Below are 23,803 nucleotides of genomic sequence, written 5' to 3' on the forward strand. Positions count from 1 at the left end.
GCGCGGCGCGGCCCTCATTCGAGTCGATACGTAGAAAAGGAATGCAATGCTGCCTACCCGTCCCCTGGTCCGTACCCTCCTTGCCGGCCTGCTGGCCACCGCCCTCGCCGCCCCCGTCTTCGCCGCCGAGCCGGCCTGGGTCACCAAGAGCAACGAGAACGCCAAAGTCCTGCTGAACGTCCTGGCCAAGTATTCGCCGGAGAGGGCGAGCAACCTCGGCGTGAACGGCTACGACGAACAGATCACCGACTTCTCGCGCGACCAGTTCGAAGCCACCAACAAGGACCTGCGCGCGGCGATCGCCGAGTACCAGAAGCGCCTCAAGGTCGAGACCGATCCGAAGGTCAAGCAGGACCTGGAAATCCTGATCAACAAGGCCAACGACCAGATCCGCACCGCGGCGCTGGACCGCAAGTACTTCATGCCCTTCATCGACCTGACCGGCATGATGTTCGGCGTGATGCGCTCGACGCTCGACCCGCGCATCCCGAAGGAGCGCCAGCAGACCCTGCTGGTACGCCTGGAAAAGTACGCCGGCCTGGCCAAGGGCTACCGCCCGGTCACCGAGCTGGCGCACGAGCGCCTGCAGGAACGCCTGAAGGCGAACAAGAACCTGCTCGGCCCCTACAAGGGCGAGATCGAGCAGTCGCTGAACGACGCGCCGACCCTGCTCAAGGGCATGCGCGAACTGCTGGCCAAGAGCGGCCTGCAGGGATGGGAAAAGAGCTTCGACACGCTGGAAAAGCAGCTGCTCGCGTATAACGCGCGCCTGAAGACCGAACTGCTGCCGCGCGCGCGTACCGACCACCGCCTGCCGGCCGAGGTGTACGCCAACAACCTGCGCGAGTTCGGCGTCGACATCAGCCCGCAGGAGCTGATCGCCAAGTCGCTGACCTCGTTCGCCGAGATCCGCAACCAGATGCAGATCACGGCCAACCTGATCGCCAGGGAGCGCGGCTTCAAGAACGCCGACTACCGCGCCGTCATGCTCGAGCTCAAGAAGGACCAGATCCCGTTAGAGAAGGTCATGCCGATCTATGCCCAGCGCCTGGCCTCGCTCGAATCGGCGGCGCGCGAGCAGCGCATCGTCACCCTGCCCCAGCGCAAGGCCGTGATCCGCCTGGCGACGCCGGCCGAAAACGCCCAGCAGCCGGCCCCGCACATGAGCCCGCCGCGCCTGATCGGCAACACCGGCGAGTACGGCGAATTCGTGCTGACCACCGGCATGCCGCCTGACGCTTCCGGCAAGACCATGACCTTCGACGACTTCACGCATGAAGCCGGCACCTGGTCGATCACGGCGCACGAGGCACGCCCGGGCCACGAGCTGCAGTTCGCGAAGATGATCGAGACCGGCGTCTCGACCGCGCGCGCGGTGTTCGCCTTCAACAGCGTCAACGTCGAAGGCTGGGCCCTGTACGCGGAAGCGGAAATGCAGCCCTACGAACCGCTCGACGGCCAGCTGTTCGCCCTGCAGGCCCGCGCCATGCGCGCTGCGCGCGCCTTCCTTGACCCGATGGTCAACCTGGGCGAAATCACCCCGGACGGCGTGAAGCAGTTCCTGATGCATGACGTCGGCCTGTCCGAAGGCATGGCAACCCAGGAAATGCAGCGCTACACCTTCCGCGCACCGGGCCAGGCGACTTCCTACTTCTACGGCTACCAGCGCCTGATGGAAACCCGCCAGGCCGCCGAAGTCGCGCTGCGCGATAAATTCGACCGCCAGAAGTTCAACGACTTCGTGCTGGCCCAGGGCCTGGTGCCGCCCGCGCTGCTGCGCAAGGCGGTGATGGAAGAGTTCGTACCGGCGATGCGCAAGTAAGCGTAGCGACGACGTGATCCGAAAAGCCGAGATGCGCAGGCATCCCGGCTTTTTTTATTGTTTGCGGTAATCGTAGGGTGGGCACCCCGTGCCCACGTGTTACGTGCTGATCCGCAGTCGGCGGCATGCCGTTGTCACTCCGAAGCGCTGCCATGACTTGCGGCGCCAACGAAACGCTTTGACAAGCGCCGCCGAACTGCAGCTTCCTCGTCAGAACAACCGCTGCCACTGTTCGAGCGTTCGCGTGGGCACGGGGTGCCCACCCTACGGATGAGGCCGCGTGCCCAAACAAAAGGCCGGGGTGCGCAAGCATCCCGGCCTTCCCGTTCACGCGCTGGCTCTCAGCCGCGCACCGCGACCGGCCTGGCCGTCCCGTTCTGCAAGGACTCCCTGATCACGCCGCGCACGGTGCGCTCGGCGTTGCGCTGTTCCTGCTCCATCTTCTTGCCCAGCTCTTCCATCTTCTTGCCGCTCGCTTCCATCGGCTTGCCGGCTTCCTCCATCTGCTTGCCCAGCGCCTCCATCTTTTCCTCGTTGAAGGTGATCGCCGCCAGCGCCATCTTGGCGCCGAGCGCGCCCATGGAGGCGCCGTGGCGGCCCATTTCCGCGCCCTGCCCGCCCATCTGCGCCCCGATTTCTCCCATCGGGGCCCAGGCGTCGTTCACGCGCCTGAGGGTGGCGGGATCCTGCACGATGTATTCCTTGCCGTTGCTGCGGAACCAGAGGAAGTCGCCCTTCACGCTGCGCTTGAGTTCCTTGAAGCGCTTGCTGTCGGCGCTGTCGCCGGTGACCACGCTGCTGGCGCCGCGCGCCAGCGCGAACGGCTCGCCGCCATCGCTGACCTGCGTGTTGTAGTTGATGGTCCTGCCCTCGCCTGCCTGGACCGGCAGCAGGGGCAGCGCGCAGGCACAGGCCAGCACGGCCAGCAGCAGGGGCTGTTTCAGGGAGCGGGAGGCGAAGCGGGATTCAGGCATGATCTTTCTCCATGAGCGGGTGTCGATGGAGAAAGAATAGGACAGGCGGCTGGCGCCTGCCCGCGCCGTGCGACGAACGGTCGCTTTCGCGGAACAGGCGACAGAAAAGCGGAGGTTTTAGTACACGACGACCGAGCGGATCGACTCGCCCGACTTCATCAGGTCGAAACCTTCGTTGATGCGGTCCAGCGGCAGGTGGTGGGTGATCAGGTCGTCGATATTGATCTTGTTTTCCATGTACCAGTCGACGATCTTCGGCACGTCGGTGCGGCCGCGTGCGCCGCCGAAGGCCGAACCCTTCCACTCGCGGCCGGTCACCAGCTGGAACGGACGGGTCGAGATCTCGGCGCCGGCTTCCGCCACGCCGATGATGATCGACTGGCCCCAGCCCTTGTGGCAGCATTCCAGCGCCTGGCGCATCGTATTGACGTTGCCGATGCATTCGAACGAGTAATCGGCGCCGCCGTCGGTCAGCTGGACGATGGCGTCGACCACGTTGCCGACTTCTTTCGGATTGACGAAGTGGGTCATGCCGAACTTGCGCGCCATCTCTTCACGGGCCGGGTTGATGTCCACGCCGATGATCTTGTCGGCGCCGACCATCTTCGCCGCCTGGATCACGTTCAGGCCGATGCCGCCCAGGCCGAACACGACCACGTTGGCGCCAGCTTCCACTTTCGCCGTGAAGATCACGGCGCCGATGCCGGTCGTGACCCCGCAGCCGATGTAGCAGATCTTGTCGAAAGGCGCGTCGGAACGGACCTTGGCCAGGGCGATCTCAGGAACGACGATGTAGTTCGAGAACGTCGAAGTGCCCATGTAGTGGTAGATCGGCTTGCCGTCGAGCGAGAAGCGGGACGTCGCATCGGGCATCAGGCCACGGCCCTGGGTGGAGCGGATCGCCTGGCACAGGTTGGTCTTTTGCGAGAGGCAGAATTTGCACTGGCGGCATTCCGGCGTGTACAGCGGAATGACGTGGTCGTCCTTCCTGACGCTGGTGACGCCCGGGCCGACGTCGACCACCACGCCCGCGCCTTCATGGCCGAGGATGGCCGGGAACAGGCCTTCCGGGTCGGCGCCCGACAGGGTGTAGTAGTCGGTATGGCAGATGCCGGTCGCCTTGACTTCGACCAGTACCTCGCCCGCCTTCGGACCCTCGAGTTCGACTTCTTCGATCGTCAGCGGCTGACCCGCCTTCCATGCAATTGCTGCCTTGGTTTTCATGTGCTTTCCTCTACATGAGATGGATGAACGCGGACTGAAGATCAGCCGCACAATTTTGCCATCATACCAAGCCAGCACGATCCTTGCCGCGCTCCTCCCCGCCAGGATTGCTGCAAATGCACATCGGGGTGGGCCAAAAATATAGCACCGTTTATCGGTTTATATCATTTTCAATTGTGCCTTGACGCAACGTTGCAACAAAGGCTGCGCACGCTTTAGTTGGCAATTGCCATATACATACTTCCGTGCCTACACTGGCCGAACCGTCTTTACGGTAATCAACGTTTGTACCAAACGTGCACGCGACCATAGAGATCGCGGCATTCCTATAGGCTTTCATACGGAGAAGTCACATGGTTCAACGATTCACCCGCGCGTCAACCACCCTCAGCCTGTGCATGCTTGCGGCCGCCGCCGGGATGCTCTGCAATTCCGCCAGCGCCGCGCCAGCGGACACCACCCGCGTCATCGTTGCATTCAAGCCAGGCGCGAAAGCGGCCGTGAAAGGCGTCGTCGCCGCCGCCAAAGGCGCAGTGAAACACGAAATCTTCGGCGCCAACGCCATGGCCATCGAGGTGCCCGTCGCAGCCCTCAAGGGCCTGCAGAACAACCCGAACGTCGAGTACGTCGAGGAAGACGCGAGGCGCTATCCGCTGGCCCTGACCAGCCCGTCGACCGGCACGCCGTATGCCACCGGCCAGCTGGTGCCTTACGGCATCAAGATGGTCCAGGCCGACCAGTTGACCGACTCCGTTGCCGCCAACCGCAAGGTCTGCATCATCGACTCCGGCTACGACAACAGCCACGAAGACCTATCGGGCAATGCCGTCACCGGCGAATACGACAGCGGCACCGGCTGGTGGTACACCGACGAGAACCACCACGGCACCCACGTCGCCGGCACCATCGCTGCGATCAACAACAGCGGCACCGGCGTGGTCGGCGTGAACGCCAACAAGCAGCTCAAGCTGCACATCGTGAAGGTCTTCGGCAAGGACGCCTGGGCCTACTCGTCGACCCTGTCCTCGGCCGCCAACAAGTGCAAGGCCGCGGGCGCCAACGTCATCTCGATGTCGCTGGGCGGCTCGATGTCGAACAACACCGAGAAGAACACCTTTGCCTCGCTGGAAGCGGCCGGCATCCTGAGCATCGCCGCCGCCGGTAACGACGGCAACACCCGCGCATCCTACCCTGCCGGCTACGCCAGCGTGGTCTCGGTCGGTGCGGTCGACGAGAACAAGCAGTGGGCCACCTTCTCGCAGTACAACAGCAAGGTCGAGCTGGCAGGTCCCGGCGTCGGCGTGCTGTCGACCGTCCCGATGGGCGCCGGCCAGGAAGCCGTCCTGACGGTGGGCTCGACCACCTACGCGCCGGGCGCGATGGAAGGCTCGCCGGTCAAGACCGCGACCGCCCCATTGGCCGACTTCGGCATCGGCGACAAGGTCAACACCGCCGTGTCGGGCAAGGTCTGCCTGATCCAGCGCGGCACGGTGGACTTCTCGACCAAGGTCTCGAACTGCCAGGCCAGCGGCGGCGTCGGCGCCGTGGTGTACAACAACGTGGCGGGCTCCTTCGGCGGCACGCTGGGCACTACCGTGACCAACATCCCGTCGGTCACCGCCACCGATCTCGAGGGCGCGGCGATGAAGGGCCAGCTGGGCCAGACCGCCACCGTCGGCATCAAGACCTCGAACTACGCCTACTACGACGGCACCTCGATGGCCACGCCGCACGTGTCGGCCGTCGCGGCACTGGTCTGGAGCTACTTCCCGACCTGTACCGCCGTCCAGATCCGCAGCTCGCTCGGCAAGAGCGCGCAAGACCTGGGCGCCGCCGGCCGCGACACCAAGTATGGCTACGGCCTGGTGCAGGCGAAAGCCGCCTACGACCGCATCAAGTCGCTGGGCTGCGGCAAATAAGCCAGCCGCGCTGGCGCGAATGCCGTCCGGCGCAAGCCGAGCGGCATTTTTTTATCGGCTCAGTCCTTGGGACGCGGCTGCATCGTCAGCCCGATCAGGCGCGCCACCACCGTCGCCAGGTACATCACGCCGGCAAACATCTCGACGCTGGCCAGCGCGCGCGCCTGCACGGTGAGCGGAATGACGTCGCCGATCCCGGTGCTCGACAGCAGCGCAAAGCTCAGGTAATTCAGCTCGGTCCAGGTACGCGGCAGGTCGGAATTGATGGCGGAGGCGAAGGAGCCCGGCGACAGGGCCTGGACCACGATGTAGAGATGCGTAAAACCCCAGGCCAGCAGGGTGAAGGTGGCGCCGGCCGCGAACAGTTCGTCGCGCGTGACCTTGCGGTCTTCCATCATATAGGCGATCAGGCTGCCGGCCGCATAGAAGTAGAACAGCGCTTCCAGGCCCGAGGACCAGGGTTGCAGGTAAGACAGCCCGAACAGCATCTGCGCCGTCAGCAGCGCGATGATCGGCACGGCCATGGCCGCGCTGATCCAGGTATGGCCGGGCGTGCGCCGCACCATGTTGGTGGTGAAGGTGAGGATGACGATGCCGAAGGCATTGAAGGTCACGTGGCCGAACTGGGTCCGCTCCAGGAAGGGATACAGCAGCATGCCCAGCAACTGGGCCAGCAGCAGGATGGCGGACGGATGACGCCGGGTATGGACGATCAGGCGGAGCAGGCGCATCGGCTTCTCTTCGGTAAGCATGGAGACGCGCCTATTGTATGCAAACCCGGGCAAACCACTGCGCCGGCCGGGCACGATGCGTGCACGGCCGGCATGCCTTCAGGACTTGCCTTAGAACTTGTGGCTCAGCTTGACCGAGGCGAAGCGGCCGCGCGGATCGGTCTGGGTGTTGTCGAAGAACGCGCTCGACGAGGTCCACGACGGCTTCTCGTCGCCCAGGTTCAGCACCACGAAGTTGAGCGAAGTGGCCTCGCTGAGCTTGTAGCCGACGTTCAGGTCGAAGGTGCCGATCGAGGCCACGCGCTCGAAGTTACGCGTCGGCTGGGCGTAGCCGTCGACGTAGTTCCAGCTCAGGGTGTTGCTCCACGCGCCCAGCTCCCAGGTCGCCGAGGTCACGCCGCGCCACTTCGGGATCGAGCCGAACCAGTTGGTGCCGGCGCCGTTGGTCAGCGGCGCGCCCACGGACAGCGGCTCCGAGAACTTGAACACGCGGCTCAGCTGCGCATTCAGGTTCAGGCTGCCCCAGCCCGTGTTACGGATGCGGTGGCGCAGGTCGATGTCGATGCCGCTGGCCAGCCGGTCGCCCATGTTGGCGTACTGGCGGTACAGGGTCACGATGCGGCCGTCGGCGTCGCGCGCGACCTTTTCCGGCGCTGCCGCCTCATTGGCGAGGATGTTGTCCGCGCTTTCGGTGCCGATCACGCCGCTGGTGCGGATGCGGTAGTAATCGATGCCGATGCTGCTGTTGGCGTTGGGTGCGATCACGAAGCCGAGATTGATGTTCTTCGCGCGTTCCGGACGCAGGGCGTCGTTGGCGATCGTGATGTTGGTCACGCCGCGCGGCTGGGTCGGCGAGATCGGGTCGCGCGCGTCGACCACGGAACCGTAGCTCACCGCGGTCGAGTTGGTGATCTCGGGCAGCGAAGGCGCGCGGAAGCCGCGCGACACGGTACCGCGCAGCAGCAGCCAGGGCGCGGCCTGCCAGCGCACGCTGCCCTTGGGCGAGAAGGCGCTGCCGAAGTCGTCGTAGTGGTCGGCGCGGCCGGCCAGGTTGACGCTCAGGTCCTTCAGCACCGGGATGTTCAGCTCGCTGAACAGGGCGCCGACCTTGCGCTGGCCGTCGATGATGTTGATGGCCGGGCGCAGTTCGGTGCCGGTCAGGACCGCGGACGAGGTCTGCGAGTCCATCTTCTCCTGGCGCCACTGGGCGCCAACGGCGAAGCCGAGCGCGCCGGCCGGCAGTTCGGCCAGGGTGCGCGAGGCGGTGAAGTCGGCGACCAGCAGTTCGGCCTTGGCCGGGCGCAGCGTCGACAGGCGCAGCCGCTCGCGCACCGCCTCGCTGTTCTGCGACTGGTCGGCGAAGTTGTAGCTGCCATCAAGCAGCACCTTTTCGAACTCGTAGCGGTTGACGAAGTTCTGCACCGTTTCCTTCATCTTGCTGGCCGAGTGGCCGATCGATGCATCATAGTCCCAGCCCTGCCAGCTGCCGTTCACGCCGAACAGCACGCGGTGGAAGTCCACCTTGTCCTGCTTCATGCGCGGGCCGAGGTCGAACAGGGTGGCGTTGAAGGGCAGCGGCGTGCTGCCCGGGTTGTTCGGGTGGCCGACCGGCAGCACCACGGCGATGTCGTCCAGCGCCTGGCGCTCGTCGTTCCAGGCGCGCAGGCCGCTGCCGACCGTGAGCGGGGCACTGAAGGTCTGCTCGGCCTTGCTGTAGCCGTACAGCAGGTCGGCATAGGCTTCGGCGTTGTCGTTCAGCTTGAGCGTGCCGCGCAGCGACGTGTGCAGGCGCTCGACGCCGGGGACCAGGGTCTTGTAGGGGGCCGGGTTATACGCCAGCACCTGGCCGCTCTTGCCCGGGGTGATCTCGCCATAGGGCGTCAGCGCCAGCAGGCCCTGGACGCCGCCGAGCAGGCGGGTCGGGTCGGTGCCGAAGTAGTTGGTCGGGGTCCAGGCCAGCATGCCGTTCGGCTGGTCGCGGAAGTCCGAGCCGCGCATCCACGCCACGTCGCTCTGCTGCAGCTTGTCGCGCTTCGTGCCGTCCACCGAGAACACCACGCTCCAGCCCTTTTCCGCCAGGTCGCCGGCGCCGGTCTGCAGTGCGAAGCTGCGCTCGTCCTGGCCGGTGCCTTCAGTCGATTTACCGACCTGGACGCTGGCCTGGGTGCCGGTGAACTCCTTGTACAGGATGATGTTGACCACGCCGGCCACCGCGTCCGAACCGTAGACCGACGAGGCGCCGTCCTTCAACACTTCGATGCGCTGCACCGCCGCCATCGGCAGGCTGTTCAGGTCGACGAAGACTTCCTGCAGGTTCTGCGCCGTGGCATAGCTGCTGACGCGCTTGCCGTTGACCAGGACCAGGGTGTTCTTCTGGCCCAGGCCGCGCAGCGACAGGCCCGAGGTGCCGGCCGAGAAGCTGGCGGTGAACTGCTCGTTGTAGCTGTTGCCGCTATTGGCCGAGAGCGAGCGCAGGACGTCGGCGACGCTGGTCTTGCCGCTGGCGGCCAGGTCCCTGGCGCTGAGCACCTGCACGGCGCTGGCGCCCTCTTTCTGGGTGGTGCGGATGCTCGATCCGGTGACGACGACGCGTTCCATCTGCTGGGCGGCGGAGATGGCGGGGAAGGCCGAGGCGACAGCCAGGGCAATGGCGAGTGGTTTGAACATATTGTTTGATGAAGTAAGAAAACTGGATGCGAATACGGCGCCGCCGTCCCTGGCATGCAGCCGGGTCGGGTGAACAGCGCTGTTTAAAAGGCGGTGCGGGCGGTGCGAATCAGGAAGAGGTGCACATGCTCGGCCGCATCAAGGAGCGGCAGCATAGTGCGGGACAGCAGGGACAGGTGAAGCAGGAGTGAGGCATACGGCGTGTGTGTGTTGCATTGACAGGCGAACTATAGCCGCCCGGTGTTGCGGTTTGGAACGAATTAATTTGACTATGCTTATGCTCTTGGCAGGCGAGAGGATGCAGCATGGCCCTCGCCGCCGCTCCGCGAAGACCTGTAGGGTGGGCGCCCCGTGCCCACCGGGTTTGCTTTTGCCACGAGGCGGGATGCTTTCACCCTCGCAGGAGAACGCTCAGAACTCTTCCCAGTCGTTCCCCGCAGTGACCGGCTCCTTGCGCTGCGCGGCCGACTGTGGCCCGGTAGCGGCGGGCTGGCGCGGTGCAGGCTTTGCCACCACCGGCGCCAGGGCGCGGACCGGCGTCGCCGCAGTACGGGCCGGCACTGGCGCAGCTGCCGGCGCGCCCTGCCCTTCGGCCAGGCGGAACACCGCCACCAGCGCGTGCAGGCGGCCGGCCTGCTCCTGCATGGACTCGGCCGCCGCCGCGGCTTCCTCGACCAGGGCCGAATTCTGCTGGGTCACCTGGTCCATTTGTGCGATCGCGCCGTTGACCTGCTCGATGCCTTCGCTCTGCTCGGCGGTCGCGGCGCTGATCTCGGCCACCACGTCGCTCACGCGGCGCACGCTCTCGACCACTTCCTGCATCGTCGCGCCGGCCTGGGCCACCAGCGCGCTGCCGGCGTCGACCCGCTCGACCGAGTCGCCGATGAGCAGCTTGATTTCCTTGGCTGCCGCGGCCGAGCGCTGCGCCAGGTTGCGCACCTCCGAGGCCACGACCGCGAAGCCGCGCCCCTGCTCGCCGGCGCGCGCCGCCTCGACCGCCGCGTTGAGCGCGAGGATATTCGTTTGGAAGGCGATGCCGTCGATGACGCCGATGATGTCGACCACGCGGCGCGAGGAGACGTTGATCGCGCCCATGGTCTCGACCACCTGGGCCACGACCTCGCCACCGCGCAGCGCCACGCCCGACGCCGCGGCCGTCAACTGATGGGCCTGGCGCGCATTGTCGGCGTTCTGGCGCACGGTGGAAGTCAGTTCTTCCATCGACGAGGCGGTTTCCTCGAGCGAGGAGGCCTGCTGTTCGGTGCGGCTCGACAGGTCCTGGTTGCCGGCGTTGATCTCGCCCGAGGCAAGGGCGATGGCGTCGGTGCCGCTGCGCACCTGGCTGACGATGCCGGCCAGGCTGTCGCGCATGCCGCGGATCGCGTACAGCAGGCTGGAGCGGTCGTTGGCACGCGTCTCGATCGCGACCGCCAGGTTACCGGCCGCGATTTCGCCGGCCACCTGCGCCGCATAGCCCGGCTCGCCGCCGAGCTGGCGCAGCAGGGAGCGCGTGATCAGGGTGCCCGCTACGGCGCCGCCCAGCAGGGCCAGGGCGCCGAGCACCAGCATGGCGTTGCGGCCGAGGGCATAGCTTGCTTCCGCCGCCTCGTAGGTGGCCTGCATGGTGTCGCCCTGGTGTTCGATCACTTCATTGGACGCAATGAACACGGCGCTTTGCAGCTTGCGCGCCGGGCCCAGCAGAAGCGCGACCGCCGCCTCGCGTTCGCCTGCGGCGTGCAGCCTGAGCACCTGGTCGACGGCGTCGATGTACTGCGCATACGCAGCCTTGTAGACGCGCAGTTTCTTCACGCCGTACTCGGAAACGATCTGCTTGTCGAGCTGGGCGAACATCTCGTCGGTTTCCTTGCGGCTGGTGGCCAGCGTCGCGAGGTTCTTCTTGTTCGCCGCCGGCTCGTCCAGCAACAGCAGGTCGCGCAGCGTGCGCGCGGTGCGGTTGACGCGGTCGGCCAGGTTCTGGGCCACCACCACCTTCGGATAGGCTTCCAGCGCCATCACCCTGGTGCCCTCGTTGAGCGCGCCGAGCTTGGCGATGCCGAACACGATCACCGCCAGCAGCATGGCCAGTACCAGGGCGAACCCCAGCCCGAGGCGGGTTCCTACCTTCAGTTGTTTCATCGTCGACTCCACTGGCGCGTCAGGCGGCGACGCTGTCGATGACGCCCATTTCCTCGGACGACATCAGGCGGTCGATGTCGACCAGGATGATCATGCGCTCGTCCACGGTACCCAGGCCGATCAGGTAGTCGGTATTCAGGGCGCCGCCCATGTCCGGGGCCGGCCTGACCTGCTCGGGGGTGAGCGAGATCACGTCCGAGACCGAGTCGACCACCATGCCCACCACACGGTCCTGGATGTTCAGGATGATCACGACGGTGAACTGGTTGTAGGTCGGCGTGCCGAGCTTGAACTTGATGCGCATGTCGACGATCGGCACGATGGTGCCGCGCAGGTTGACCACGCCCTTGACGTGTTCCGGCGCGCTCGCGATGCGCGTCACCGACTCGTAGCCGCGGATTTCCTGCACTTTCAAAATCTTGATACCGTATTCTTCGTTGCCAAGTTTGAAAGCCAGTGCCTCGAGCACGCCGTCGTTCATCAAGTTAGTGTCCATGTGCGTCCAGTACAAATGAGATAAGTCCCGGGCATTATATATTTTTGCCTTGCGGCAATAAACAGGGAATGCGCCGGACCTCTCTGCCTGTCTCGCTGCCGCAACTAAAGTGTCAACCGTTCCAGCGTGGCAAATCAGTCAACAATCTCGATATCGGCTTCGAGCCAAACGCTTGGCTTGGCGTTCAACATGGAAACAGGGTTCGCGTTCAAGCTGAACCTCATGGACCTGGGAGAACCGCTTACCCGAATTTCTGCTCGAGAATCGGCCAATGGTTGTGGCCCACATAAATCGGGACAGAGCCGGACCGCATCGGGCGGGACGACGCTCACGGTTGCAGTCGCATAGGAAACAAAGTCTTTCGATATCGCCTTTGCTCCCCATACCGATACAGCCAGATTCTCTCCATTCCTGGACATGCTGCAACCCGGAACCTTCCAACTATGAAAGGAAGCGGCATTGCCGTCATCGGCATAGACAGGAATCTTTCCGCTGACCTGACAGAGCCTGGTAACCCTGGTTACGCGTCCATTATCTGCTTCGATTAACTGAACCATCGCAGTCATCCTGGCTTCGCGCAGCAGAGGAGGTTTGTGCGGTGGCGGGGGGATTGCAAGTGCCGGCGAGGCACTTGCCAACAGCGATATCGCCAACAAGCGATTTCGGGACAAGCTTCGCCCCAACGCAGCCAACAGCTTGCCGTGCTGCCTTGACGATTGCATTTTGTATTCGTGCAAAGTTGTACCCCACTTCCCTGATCCATTGTCGACCACGCCAGTATAGAGCTTCGGCGCGGCCGGAAATCCGCGCTTTCCCACCGCTATGCGAACAGGCTGGCGAAGCGCCGCGCCGCCCCTTCCGGATCGGCGTCGCCGTACACGCTGGTGATCGCCGCCACCATGCTGGCTCCGCGCGCCACCAGCGGCGCGGCGTTCGCCGCCGTCATGCCGCCGATGACGACGATCGGCAGCGCCAGTTCGGCGCGCGCCTGGTCGAGCAGCGCGGGATCGGTGACGAAGTCGTACTTCTTCACCTGCGACGGATAGAAGCCGCCGAAGGCCGCATAGCTGGCCCCGGCCAATTGGGCCGCGCGCGCCAGCGCCATCTGGCCGTAGCAGGAAGCACCGACGATTTTTTCGGGCCCGAGCTGGCGTCGCGCCTGTTCGATGCCCAGGTCGGTGCCGCCCAGGTGCACGCCGTCGGCGTCGAGACGCACGCACAGGTCGAGGTGGTCATTCACCACCAAGGGGCGCCCGTAACGCCGGCACAGCGCCAGCAGCGCCTCCGCCTGCTCCAGGCGCAGGGCCGCGTCGGCCTCCTTGTGGCGGTACTGCACGAGCGCCGCGCCGCCGCGCAGCGCCGCTTCGGTGCTGGCGAGCAGGCGCTCGGTGTCGTTCCAGTTCGGGGTGACGAGATACAGTCCTCGCATGGTGTTCCTCATGGTGTTCCTTGAAGCGCGTTAGAAAGAAAAAAGCGGCGCGGGATGCGCTGGCCCGGTGCGATGACGAAGGCGCGCGCCAGCGCGTCGTGGCAGTAGGCCTGGGCGGCGGCCAGCGCCGCTTCCATCGGCTCGCCCAGCGCCAGCCGGCCCGCCACACTGGCCGCCAGGGTGCAGCCGCTGCCGTGAAACTCGCCGGGCAGGCGCGGCCAGCGCCAGCGCCGCACCAGGCGCCCGTGGGTGGTCCAGCGGTTCTCGACGAAGCGGCGCTCGCCGTGCCCGCCGGTGAGCAGCAGGTGCTCGCAGGGGAAGTCGCCGATGGCGCATGCCTCCGGCTCGTTCGGCAGGGCGATGGTCGCCAGCGCCAGCAATTCGCCCACGATGTCGAGCGGATCGTCTTCGGCCAGCGCGTCGCCATGGCCGCTGGCCAGCACCGGATCGAGCACGATCGGCAGGCCGGGGTCGCGCGCGCGCAGGGTACGCAGCAGGCCCGCGATCGCGCGCGCATTCGCGCGGCTGCCCGGGATGCCGAGCTTGACCGCGCGGATGTCGCAGGTAGCGACCAGGGCCTGGGCCTGGGCCAGCACGAAGCCGGCGTCGACCGGCTGGACGGCATGCACGCGGTTGTTGTCCTGCACGGTCAGCGCGGTGGCCACCGGCAGCGCATGCGCGCCCTGGGCGGCGATGGCCAGCACGTCGGCCGCCAGCCCCGCCCCGCCGCCGGGGTCGAGGCCGGCGAAGACCAGCACCGCCGGCACGGCGGGATGGCTCATGCGATGCGCCCTTCCTGCGGCGAGGATGGGGAAGCGGCGAAGCGCTTGGGCATGCGCCCGGCCAGCCAGGCCTCGCGCCCGGCCTGCACCGCCAGTTTCATCGCCCGCGCCATGCGCACCGGCTCGCGCGCCGCCGCGATCGCGGTGTTCATCAGCACGCCGTCGCAGCCCAGCTCCATGGCGATGGCCGCATCCGACGCCGTGCCGACGCCGGCGTCGACCAGCACCGGCACCGATGCCTGCTCGATGATCAATGACAGGTTCCAGGGATTCAGGATACCCATGCCCGAGCCGATCAGCGAGGCCAGCGGCATCACGGCGACACAGCCGATCTCCTGCAGGATCCTGGCCTGCACCGGGTCATCGCTGCAGTAGACCATGACGTCGAAGCCGTCGCGCACCAGGGTCTCGGCCGCCTTCAGGGTTTCCGGCATGTGCGGGAACAGGGTTTTTTCGTCGCCCAGCACCTCGAGCTTGACCAGCTTGTGGCCATTCAAGAGCTCGCGCGCCATCTGCAGCGTGTAGACCGCGTCCTTGGCGTTATAGCAGCCGGCCGTATTCGGCAGGATGGTGAAGTTCGACGGCGGCAGCACGTCCAGCAGGCTGGGCGCGTTCGGGTCCTGGCCGATGTTCACGCGGCGGATCGCCACGGTCACGATCTCGGCTTCGGCCGCCAGGGTAGCCTCGCGGGTCTCGATGAGGTCGCGGTACTTGCCGCTGCCGACCAGCAGGCGCGAGCGGTACTGCTTGCCCGCAATGGTGAGGAAGTCTTGGTTCATGATGTTCTCCTTTAGGACCTATCCCGGTAGGGAAGAGGAAGTTGATGACGATGGATGGCAAGCGCGGGCAAGGCGCGAGGAGGCCGCATGGCGAGCCATGCAACGACGAGCAACGCAGCCCCCGCTTGTCAGGCGCGTCAGCAACGACTCGTCCCTGCCGGGGTAGGTCCTCTAGCCGCCACCGATGGCGCGCACGATGTCCACACGGTCCCGCTGCACGAGCAGGCGTTCGTTCCACTGCTGGCGCGGCACCACCTGGCGGTTCACCGCCAGCGCCACTGCCTGCTTGCCGATGCCAAGCTCCTCGACGAGCTCGCCGAGCGAGCCGCCCGGCCGCACCTGATGGGGTTCTCCGTTCAGTTCGATCTCCAGCATGGTCAGACCTCGCGATAGAGCCTGGCGCCGCCGCGCACGAATTCGATCGCCTTTTCCTGCATGCCCTGGGCCAGCGCCTTTTCTTCGCCGACGCCGCTGGCGGCCGCGTACTCGCGCACCTCCTGGGTGATCTTCATCGAGCAGAAGTGCGGGCCGCACATCGAGCAGAAGTGGGCGACCTTGGCCGAATCTTTCGGCAGGGTCTCGTCGTGGAAGCTGCGCGCCTTGTCGGGGTCCAGGCCGAGGTTGAACTGGTCTTCCCAACGGAACTCGAAGCGTGCCTTCGAGAGCGCGTTGTCGCGGATCTGGGCGCCGGGATGGCCCTTGGCCAGGTCGGCCGCGTGGGCGGCGATCTTGTAGGTGATGATGCCGTCCTTGACGTCCTCCTTGTCGGGCAGGCCCAGGTGCTCTTTCGGCGTGACGTAGCACAGCATGGCGGTGCCGTACCAGCCGATGTGGGCGGCGCCGATGCCGGAGGTGATGTGGTCGTAGCCGGGCGCGATGTCGGTGGTGAGCGGGCCCAGGGTGTAGAACGGCGCCTCATGGCACTGTTCCAGTTGCAGGCTCATGTTCTCGCGAATCATGTGCAACGGCACGTGGCCCGGCCCTTCGATCATCACCTGCACGTCGTGCTTCCAGGCGATTTGCGTCAGTTCGCCGAGCGTCTTCAGCTCGGCCAGTTGCGCTTCGTCGTTGGCGTCGTAGATCGAGCCCGGACGCAGGCCGTCGCCCAGGCTGAAGGCGACGTCGTACCGCTTCATGATCGCGCAGATCTCCTCGAAATGCGTGTACAGGAAGGATTCCTTGTGGTGGGCCAGGCACCACTTGGCCATGATCGAGCCGCCGCGCGAGACTATGCCGGTCAGGCGCTTCGCCGTCATCGGCACGAAGGCCAGGCGCACGCCGGCGTGGATGGTGAAGTAGTCGACGCCCTGCTCGGCCTGTTCGATCAGGGTGTCGCGGTAGATCTCCCAGGTCAGGTCCTCGGCCTTGCCGTTGACCTTTTCCAGTGCCTGGTAGATCGGCACGGTGCCGATGGGGACCGGGCTGTTGCGGATGATCCATTCGCGCGTCTCGTGGATGTGCTTGCCGGTGGAAAGGTCCATCACGTTGTCGGCACCCCAGCGGATCGCCCAGGTCATCTTCTCGACCTCTTCGCCGATCGAGGAAGTGACGGCCGAGTTGCCGATGTTGGCGTTAATTTTGACCAGGAAGTTGCGGCCGATGATCATCGGTTCGCTTTCCGGATGGTTGATGTTGGCCGGGATGATGGCGCGTCCGCGCGCCACTTCCTCACGCACGAATTCCGGGGTGATTTCAGGCGGGATGGCCGCGCCGGAGGACTGGCCCGGATGCTGGCGCCCGAGCAGCTCGGCCGTGCGCCTGCCCATAGCCCCGGAGGCTTCCAGGGCGGCCAGGTACTCCTTGCGGCGCAGGTTCTCGCGCAGGGCGATGAACTCCATCTCGGGCGTGATGATGCCGCGCCGCGCGTAGTGCATCTGGGTGACGTTCGCGCCCTCCTTCGCGCGGCGCGGCTTGCGCGTCAGCTCGAAACGCAGCGCGTCCAGGCTGGCGTCCTGCAGGCGCTCCTGACCGTAGCGCGAGCTCGGTCCCGGCAGTTCCTCGGTGTCGCCGCGCTCGTCGATCCAGCCGCGGCGCAGGGCCGGCAGGCCGCGGCGGATGTCGATGCTGGCGGCGGGATCGGTGTAGGGACCGGAGGTATCGTAGACGAAGACCGGCGGGTTGGTCTCGCCGCCGAAGCTGGCCGGCGTGTCGCTCTGGGCGACGGCACGCATCGGCACGCGGATGTCGGGGCGGCTGCCCTCGATATAGACCTTGGTCGAATTCGGGAAGGGTTCGATGGCGGCGCTGTCCACCCGGGCGGTGGCGGCGTCGAACTTCAGCGGGGCATTCATGTGGCTCCTTTGCGTGAGGAGCCAGCAAAGGAGGCGGAGAGTGGTGCAGGCGCGTGCGTGCGCACGACCGCGTTATCTCGGAAGCTTCCCTTCGCTGGCATTATCCAGATCAGGTTCAGAGGGTATTTCTCACCCGCGTGGCGCTTGTCGCACCAGCAGGACCCCTAGCGTTTTGCTGCCAATTCGGCAACGGAAAGGATTATAGCCCATCCTTTCCGGCGTGGGTCACAACATCGGCGGCTCCCCGTCCATCGGCAGCAGTTGCAGCTCGCCGCTCACCAGGCGCACCTCGACGAAGGGAGTCTGGGCCGGCTGGATGTCCTGGACGGCGCGCGGCCCGTTCTCCACCGTCACTTCCAGTTGCACGCTAGCCCCGGCGGTCTTCACCTCCACCGAATCGGCCCGTGAAATCGTCCAGTCCGTGCTGACCCCGGCCTTGTGGAACACCTGCTCGCCGTTGACCCGCACGCTCACCGTATCGTTCTGAAAGCCCTCGCCCAGCCTTACACGTAATGTCATCATCGTCCTCGCATTCTCGGTTTTTGCGACAGGAACCCTGGACAGGCCGCGGGTATCGCAGGCCTGTTCAGACAAGACCGCCGCCAGCACGGCGGCGGTCCAGCCCCGATGCGCCCAGGGATTCACTCAGGCCTTCCGGCTGCCCCGTCCCGGCGTTTTCTTCAGGGTGCGCTTCGCCCCTTCCTCGTCCCCGATCGCGTTCTGGACATAGGCGAGACAGGACAGCACCTCCCCTTGCGACACCGGATCGAGCACCTGGGCGTCGGTCGCCCGCGAGAGCAGCGATATGCTCTCTTCGGTCTTCGGCGGACGCACGGTAACGAGCTTGCCCGCGCCGGCATTCACGGTCTTGAAGGTCCTGCCGGCATTCACGCCTTTCACCATGCGGGCATAGGTCGCCAGCGGATGGGCATCGAAGCGGTCGAGCACCTCGTCGAAGGCCTCGTTGCCCGAGCGCAGGGTCTCATTGTCCGAACCCTGCAGGTAAAGCAGCGCGCCCTGGTCCTCGCCCAGGAACAGTTCGGCCAGTTTATCGTCGTCTTCGCTGACCGGATAGCGCACGCGGATCGTCAGGATGTCCGACAGCACCTGCGACCCGTCGAGCGCGGCATAGGCGGCCCTGACCCGGTATTGCCCCGGCTGGTCGAAGTAGAAGCCGCCCTTGCCGTAGCCGATGTAGGCGCTGTCCTTGATCTCGTCGCCCACGCCGACGACCGTCTGGCGGTCGCCGACCAGGTGGTCGATCAGGGGTTCGTAGGCGCACACCTGCCCGCCCGGCCTGCTGATGACGACCCTGACGAGACCGTAGTTCGGGTGCAGCCAGGTGTGGGCGCGGCGTCCGCGCGTGTCGGTGGTCCTCAGCTTCAGTTCGAGCACGACCGGCTCGCCCAGCGCGAAGCTCTTCTGGTGGGTCGAGATCGACAGCACCAGGCCCGACTCGTCGGAGATCGGGTCGGCCATCACCTCGCGTCCCAGCGAAGCTCCCACGGTGAAATCGTTCCCGCCCATGATGACGTCGTTGCGGAAACCATGGCGCAGGTGGATCAGTTCCTCGTCGTCGAAACGGAAATCGAAACTGCTCCAGTATCCCGCCGCGCCGCCCTTCGGGTAGTACCACGGGTAGTTCATCCAGGACAGCGACTCCGGACGGTTCGGCTTCGACGGCGAGGCATATTCCTTCTGCCAGGAGTGCATCAGGTTGAAGCAGTGCCCGAGTTCATGCACATAGGTGTAGAGCTGGAGCCGCAGCTGTTCGGCCGTGGTCCCGCCTATCCCTGCATGGAACACCGCGCAGCCCTGGCGCTGCTTGCCCTCCTGGTCGAACATGATGCCGTACAGGGTCGGGCCGAGGTCGTGCTGTTGCGCGACCAGTTGCCAGACGCACCATTGCTGCAGGTCGCTCCACAGCGAGAAATGCTTCTGCATCGACGCATGCAGCTCGGCATTGCTCCAGGTGGCATTCGCGCCCGCGGCACTGATGTCGATCACGTTGTTCCCGGCGGTCGGCGCCATGCCGATGCCGGCTTCGGCATACGCGCCCACCACGCTCAGTATGCGCGCGGCGCCGCCGGACGGCAGCGAGCCCGTGTTGTAGCTGGCGAACTGCGGCGTGGTCAGGTCCGACACGCAGTCGGTTTCGATACGCACGTTGCGGAAGTGGTGGGACGCGAACGTGCAATGGTAGGACGCGCCCGGCACATTGGTGATACTGAAGAACTGCAGGGTCGCCGCGGCCTGGGGCTGGAACAGGCTGACCCGCGGTATCGTGACCTGCACCACGGGCGAGCCTGCGGCAAAGGTGAAGCGGCCCAGGCCCTTCACGACGATCTTGTTCGGGCTCACCGTGATGGCCGGGCTGTCCACCACGAAGGAACCGTAGTACGACACGGTCTTGCCGACCGTCTGGAAGAAGTCGCCGCTCACGCGCTTCATGGGCCGGGTGCGGTCGACGTCAACCCGCAGTTCGACCTGGAAGGCGCCCAGCGCGCCCGCGTAGCAGCCGCTCACGGCTTTCTTGATGACGGGGAGCGGCGGAAGCGGAGTCCGCGGGACCGGCGTCGGGATCGGCAGCGGCGGCTGCGGGATGGGCAAGGCTTCCGGCGCGGCCCCGGTCGGCGCCGTGTCGTGCGGCTCACCCATGCCCAGTTCGCCGTTGGTCAGGCTGGATGCCTCTTCGTAGCTCATCTGCCCGTTGTTTTCCACCAAAGTGTCTTCGCTGGCGTTCTCGACGCCAGTCGGATCAAGTTGTGACATGTTCTCCTCCTCGACGCAGCCATCGTTGCGTGCGCGGGGACGCCAGCCAGGCCAGTCCGCCGGTGCGCACGCCTGTGTTTCCTGTTACGCAACAGACTTGCCTCCTTCTCTCGAGACGCATGTCTTGCTTGGACCACCCGGGAGGACTGCCCGATTCGTCGAGGCTGTTGCTTTTAGGCCTGTTCGGAGACGCGCTTGGAGCTAAATCAAAGAAATGGACGGGAAGATGGGGATTGTTGAGGCTGGCCGCCGTGTGGCGAGGCCGCGCCGGGGCGGGTTTCAGCGATGCTGCCGGGATATGCGGGCGATTCAAGGTGCCCTATAATGATTTCTTTCGCAAATCAAAACGCCATCAAATCATGGAATTAGCCAAGTCTTTCGAGCCAGCCGACATTGAACAGTACTGGCGCGCCGAGTGGGAAGGGCGCGGGTATTTCGCCGCCACTCTCGACGCCGACAAACCATCGTTCAGCATCCAGCTGCCGCCGCCGAACGTGACGGGCACGCTGCACATGGGCCACGCGTTCAACCAGACCGTGATGGATGGCCTGACGCGCTACTACCGCATGCGCGGCTACAACACTGCCTGGGTGCCGGGCACCGACCACGCCGGCATCGCTACCCAGATCGTCGTCGAGCGCCAGCTCGACGCCCAGAAGATCTCGCGCCACGACCTCGGCCGCGACGAATTCATCAAGAAGGTCTGGGAGTGGAAGGAAAAGTCGGGCAACACCATCACCGGCCAGATGCGCCGCCTGGGCGCCTCGGCCGACTGGAAGCGCGAATACTTCACCATGGACGAGGCCCGTTCGCAGGTCGTCGCCGAAGTCTTCGTGCGCCTGTACGAACAGGGCCTGATCTACCGCGGCAAGCGCCTGGTCAACTGGGACCCGAAACTGGGCACCGCCGTGTCCGACCTCGAAGTGGTGTCGGAAGAGGAAGACGGCTCGATGTGGTACATCAAGTACCCGCTGGCCGACGGCTCGGGCGAGCTGACCGTCGCCACCACCCGTCCCGAGACCATGCTGGGCGACGTCGCCGTGGCGGTGGACCCGACCGACGAGCGCTACCAGCACCTGCACGGCAAGCTCCTGAAACTGCCGCTGACCGGCCGCGAAGTGCCGATCATCGCCGACAGCTACGTCGACAAGGAATTCGGCACCGGCTGCGTGAAGATCACGCCGGCGCACGACTTCAACGACTACGCCGTCGGCCAGCGCGCAGGCCTGGAGCCGATCAACATCTTCACGCTCGACGCCAGGATCAACGAGAACGCGCCCGAACAGTACCAGGGCCTGGACCGCTTCGCCGCGCGCAAGCAGATCGTCGCCGACCTGGAAGCGCAAGGCTTCCTCGAACAGGTCAAGCCGCACAAGCTGATGGTGCCGCGCGGCGATCGCACCGGCGTCGTCATCGAGCCGATGCTGACCGACCAGTGGTTCGTCGCCATGACCAAGCCGGCGCCGGAAGGCACCTTCAATCCGGGCAAGTCGATCACCGAAGTGGCGCTGGAAAAGGTCGCGAACGGCGAGATCAAGTTCGTGCCCGAGAACTGGACCACCACCTACAACCAGTGGCTGGGCAATATCCAGGACTGGTGCATCTCGCGCCAGCTCTGGTGGGGCCACCGCATCCCGGCCTGGTACGGCGAGAACGGCGAGATCGTCGTCGCCCGCACCGAGGAAGAAGCGCAGGCCAAGGCCGCCGCGCAGGGCGTGACGGGCGCGCTGCGCCGCGACGACGACGTGCTCGACACCTGGTTCTCGTCGGCCCTGGTGCCCTTCTCGACCATGGGCTGGCCGGAAGAAACGCCGGACATGAAGATGTTCCTGCCGTCGTCCGTGCTGGTGACCGGCTTCGACATCATCTTCTTCTGGGTCGCGCGCATGGTCATGATGACCGCGCACTTCACCGGCAAGGTGCCGTTCGAGACCGTCTACGTGCACGGCCTGGTGCGCGATTCGCAGGGCCAGAAGATGTCCAAGTCCAAGGGCAACACCCTGGACCCGATCGACCTGATCGACGGCATCGACGTCGAGACCCTGGTTGCCAAGCGCACCACCGGCCTGATGAACCCGCGCGACGCCGAGAAGATCGCCAAGGCCACCCGCAAGGAATTCCCGAACGGGATCCCGGCCTTCGGCACCGACGCCGTGCGCTTCACGATGGCGAGCTACGCCTCCTTGGGCCGCAACATCAACTTCGACCTCGGCCGCGCCGAAGGCTACCGCAACTTCTGCAACAAGCTGTGGAATGCGACGCGCTTCGTGATGATGAACACCGAAGGCAAGGATTGCGCCGCGCCAAACGAGGCCGACCTGTCGCAGGCCGACCGCTGGATCATCTCGCTGATGAACCGCGCCGAGCTCGAAGTGGCGAAGGGCTTTGCCGACTACCGCTTCGACAACATCGCGTCCGCCATCTACAAGTTCGTCTGGGACGAGTACTGCGACTGGTACCTGGAAGTGGCCAAGGTCACGGTCCAGCAGGGCACGGAAGCGCAGCAGCGCGCCACCCGCCACACCTTGCTGCGCGTGCTGGAAGTGATCCTGCGCCTGGCGCATCCGGTCATCCCGTTCGTGACCGAAGCGCTGTGGCAGGCGATCGCGCCGCTGGCCGGCAAGACGGGTGACAGCATCATGCTGCAGCCTTACCCGGTCGCCAACGAAGCCCTGATCGACGAGGGCGCCGAGGCCTGGATGGCCCAGCTGAAGGACCTGACCAACGCCACCCGCAACCTGCGCGGCGAAATGAAGCTGTCGCCGTCGGTGCGCGTGCCGCTGATCGTCGAGCCGGGTAATGACCAGGACCGTGCCAGCATGGCCGGCTTTGCGCCCTTCATCGCTTCGCTGGGCAAGCTGGCCGAGGTGCAGATCGTCGACGTCCTGCCGGAATCGCCGGCCGCCGTGTCGATCGTCGGCACCACCAAGCTGATGCTGAAGGTCGAGATCGACGTCAAGGCCGAGCGCGAGCGCCTCTCGAAGGAGATTGCACGCGTCGAGGGCGAGATCGCCAAGGCCAGCGGCAAGCTGTCGAGCGAGAGCTTCGTCGCCCGCGCCCCGGCCGCCGTGGTGGCGCAGGAGAAGGAACGCCTGGCGAACTTCACCGCGACGCTCGACAAGATGCGCGAACAGCTGGCGAAGCTGCCAGCGGCCTGAGCGGCAGTCAAGCCTTGAGGACAGCCGGCCGCCGGGCGCAAGCCCGCCGGCCGGCTTTTTTACACGACCGGGCAGCAGCATGTGGCATGCGCAACAAGGAGTTTCCAATTCTCAGGAGTGGTTTGCTACACTCTGCCCTACTGATAACAAACCGGAGACTAACCATGCCCAACCTGACCAAAGCCAGCCTGATTGCCGCGATGCTGTTCACTTCCGCCGCCGCATGGGCGCAGAACGCCTCGCCGGTCGGGCTGTGGAAGACCGTCGACGACGAAACCGGCAAGCCGAAGGCCCTGGTGCGCATCACCGAGGAAAACGGCGCGCTGCAGGGCAAGATCGAGAAGCTGTTCCGCGAGCCGAACGAAGAGCAGAACCCGAAATGCGTGGCCTGCAGCGACTCGCGCAAGAACCAGCCGATCATCGGCATGACCATCGTGTCGGGCCTGAAGAAGGACGGCAACGAATACACCGGCGGCGAGATCCTCGATCCGGCCAAGGGCAAGGTCTACAAGAGCAAGGCCACGCTGCGCGATGGCGGCCAGAAGCTCGAGGTGCGCGGCTACATCGGCGCGCCGATGTTCGGCCGCTCGCAGATCTGGCACCGCGAGCAGTAAGCACCTAGC

17 protein-coding genes and 1 riboswitch are annotated in these 23,803 nt (G+C 65.5%); of the genes, 4 read left to right on the forward strand and 13 right to left on the reverse strand.

What is annotated here, in order from left to right; genetic code table 11:
* The first annotated feature begins 46 nt into the window (after positions 1 to 46).
* The gene (locus tag ACSUZJ_RS21240) at positions 47 to 1,822 is read left to right on the forward strand and encodes a DUF885 domain-containing protein (protein ID WP_499411502.1); all 1,776 of its coding nucleotides are present in this window, start codon (positions 47 to 49) and stop codon (positions 1,820 to 1,822) included.
* Positions 1,823 to 2,163: 341 nt separating this feature from the next.
* On the opposite strand, the gene ACSUZJ_RS21245 is transcribed toward ACSUZJ_RS21240, so the two are convergent.
* Positions 2,164 to 2,796: a hypothetical protein gene (locus tag ACSUZJ_RS21245; RefSeq protein ID WP_499411504.1), complete on the reverse strand. Its 633-nt coding sequence runs from the start codon at positions 2,794 to 2,796 to the stop codon at positions 2,164 to 2,166.
* Positions 2,797 to 2,913: 117 nt separating this feature from the next.
* Positions 2,914 to 4,020: an S-(hydroxymethyl)glutathione dehydrogenase/class III alcohol dehydrogenase gene (locus ACSUZJ_RS21250; RefSeq protein WP_499411505.1), complete on the reverse strand. Its 1,107-nt coding sequence runs from the start codon at positions 4,018 to 4,020 to the stop codon at positions 2,914 to 2,916.
* Between the two features lie 353 nt (positions 4,021 to 4,373).
* On the opposite strand from ACSUZJ_RS21250, the gene ACSUZJ_RS21255 reads away from it, so the two are divergent.
* Positions 4,374 to 5,939, forward strand: a complete 1,566-nt coding sequence (locus ACSUZJ_RS21255; RefSeq protein ID WP_499411507.1) for a S8 family serine peptidase — start codon at positions 4,374 to 4,376, stop codon at positions 5,937 to 5,939.
* 59 nt (positions 5,940 to 5,998) lie between these two features.
* Here ACSUZJ_RS21255 and ACSUZJ_RS21260 read toward each other — a convergent pair whose 3' ends face one another.
* The 11 genes from ACSUZJ_RS21260 to ACSUZJ_RS21310 all read right to left on the reverse strand — a co-directional run bounded on the left by ACSUZJ_RS21260 (position 5,999) and on the right by ACSUZJ_RS21310 (position 20,022).
* Positions 5,999 to 6,691: an ion channel gene (locus ACSUZJ_RS21260; protein ID WP_499411509.1), complete on the reverse strand. Its 693-nt coding sequence runs from the start codon at positions 6,689 to 6,691 to the stop codon at positions 5,999 to 6,001.
* Positions 6,692 to 6,781: 90 nt separating this feature from the next.
* Positions 6,782 to 9,337: a TonB-dependent receptor plug domain-containing protein gene (locus tag ACSUZJ_RS21265; RefSeq protein WP_499411510.1), complete on the reverse strand. Its 2,556-nt coding sequence runs from the start codon at positions 9,335 to 9,337 to the stop codon at positions 6,782 to 6,784.
* Between the two features lie 411 nt (positions 9,338 to 9,748).
* Positions 9,749 to 11,473 (reverse strand): methyl-accepting chemotaxis protein, encoded by a 1,725-nt coding sequence (locus ACSUZJ_RS21270; protein WP_499411512.1) that lies wholly within the window; start codon positions 11,471 to 11,473, stop codon positions 9,749 to 9,751.
* 19 nt (positions 11,474 to 11,492) lie between these two features.
* Entirely contained in the window at positions 11,493 to 11,969 is a 477-nt protein-coding gene (locus tag ACSUZJ_RS21275; protein ID WP_499411513.1) for a chemotaxis protein CheW, read from the reverse strand.
* Between the two features lie 820 nt (positions 11,970 to 12,789).
* Complete coding sequence (gene thiE / locus ACSUZJ_RS21280; RefSeq protein WP_499411515.1) at positions 12,790 to 13,398, reverse strand: thiamine phosphate synthase; 609 nt, start codon at positions 13,396 to 13,398, stop codon at positions 12,790 to 12,792.
* Positions 13,399 to 13,406: 8 nt separating this feature from the next.
* On the reverse strand, positions 13,407 to 14,180 hold the full coding sequence (gene thiD / locus ACSUZJ_RS21285; RefSeq protein ID WP_499411516.1) for a bifunctional hydroxymethylpyrimidine kinase/phosphomethylpyrimidine kinase: 774 nt from the start codon (positions 14,178 to 14,180) through the stop codon (positions 13,407 to 13,409).
* Positions 14,177 to 14,959 carry a thiazole synthase gene (locus ACSUZJ_RS21290; protein ID WP_499411518.1) on the reverse strand — a complete coding sequence of 261 codons (783 nt, stop codon included), beginning with the start codon at positions 14,957 to 14,959 and terminating at the stop codon, positions 14,177 to 14,179. The genes thiD and ACSUZJ_RS21290 overlap by 4 nt, the downstream gene beginning before the upstream one ends.
* A gap of 171 nt (positions 14,960 to 15,130) precedes the next feature.
* Positions 15,131 to 15,334 carry a sulfur carrier protein ThiS gene (gene thiS / locus ACSUZJ_RS21295; RefSeq protein WP_499411519.1) on the reverse strand — a complete coding sequence of 68 codons (204 nt, stop codon included), beginning with the start codon at positions 15,332 to 15,334 and terminating at the stop codon, positions 15,131 to 15,133.
* 2 nt (positions 15,335 to 15,336) lie between these two features.
* Positions 15,337 to 17,250: a phosphomethylpyrimidine synthase ThiC gene (gene thiC, locus ACSUZJ_RS21300; protein WP_499411521.1), complete on the reverse strand. Its 1,914-nt coding sequence runs from the start codon at positions 17,248 to 17,250 to the stop codon at positions 15,337 to 15,339.
* 69 nt (positions 17,251 to 17,319) lie between these two features.
* A riboswitch (TPP riboswitch) is annotated at positions 17,320 to 17,426 on the reverse strand.
* A 49-nt stretch (positions 17,427 to 17,475) separates the two neighbouring features.
* Complete coding sequence (locus ACSUZJ_RS21305) at positions 17,476 to 17,772, reverse strand: hypothetical protein (protein WP_499411522.1); 297 nt, start codon at positions 17,770 to 17,772, stop codon at positions 17,476 to 17,478.
* A 123-nt stretch (positions 17,773 to 17,895) separates the two neighbouring features.
* Positions 17,896 to 20,022, reverse strand: a complete 2,127-nt coding sequence (locus ACSUZJ_RS21310) for a hypothetical protein (protein WP_499411524.1) — start codon at positions 20,020 to 20,022, stop codon at positions 17,896 to 17,898.
* 359 nt (positions 20,023 to 20,381) lie between these two features.
* Between ACSUZJ_RS21310 and ACSUZJ_RS21315 the strand changes: the two genes are divergently transcribed.
* Positions 20,382 to 23,180, forward strand: a complete 2,799-nt coding sequence (locus tag ACSUZJ_RS21315; RefSeq protein ID WP_499411526.1) for a valine--tRNA ligase — start codon at positions 20,382 to 20,384, stop codon at positions 23,178 to 23,180.
* A gap of 164 nt (positions 23,181 to 23,344) precedes the next feature.
* Positions 23,345 to 23,794 (forward strand): DUF2147 domain-containing protein, encoded by a 450-nt coding sequence (locus ACSUZJ_RS21320; protein ID WP_499411528.1) that lies wholly within the window; start codon positions 23,345 to 23,347, stop codon positions 23,792 to 23,794.
* Positions 23,795 to 23,803: the final 9 nt, after the last annotated feature.

Origin of the sequence: Telluria sp. B2 (genome assembly GCF_051789535.1) — a bacterium.
Lineage (GTDB): Bacteria > Pseudomonadota > Gammaproteobacteria > Burkholderiales > Burkholderiaceae_D > Telluria.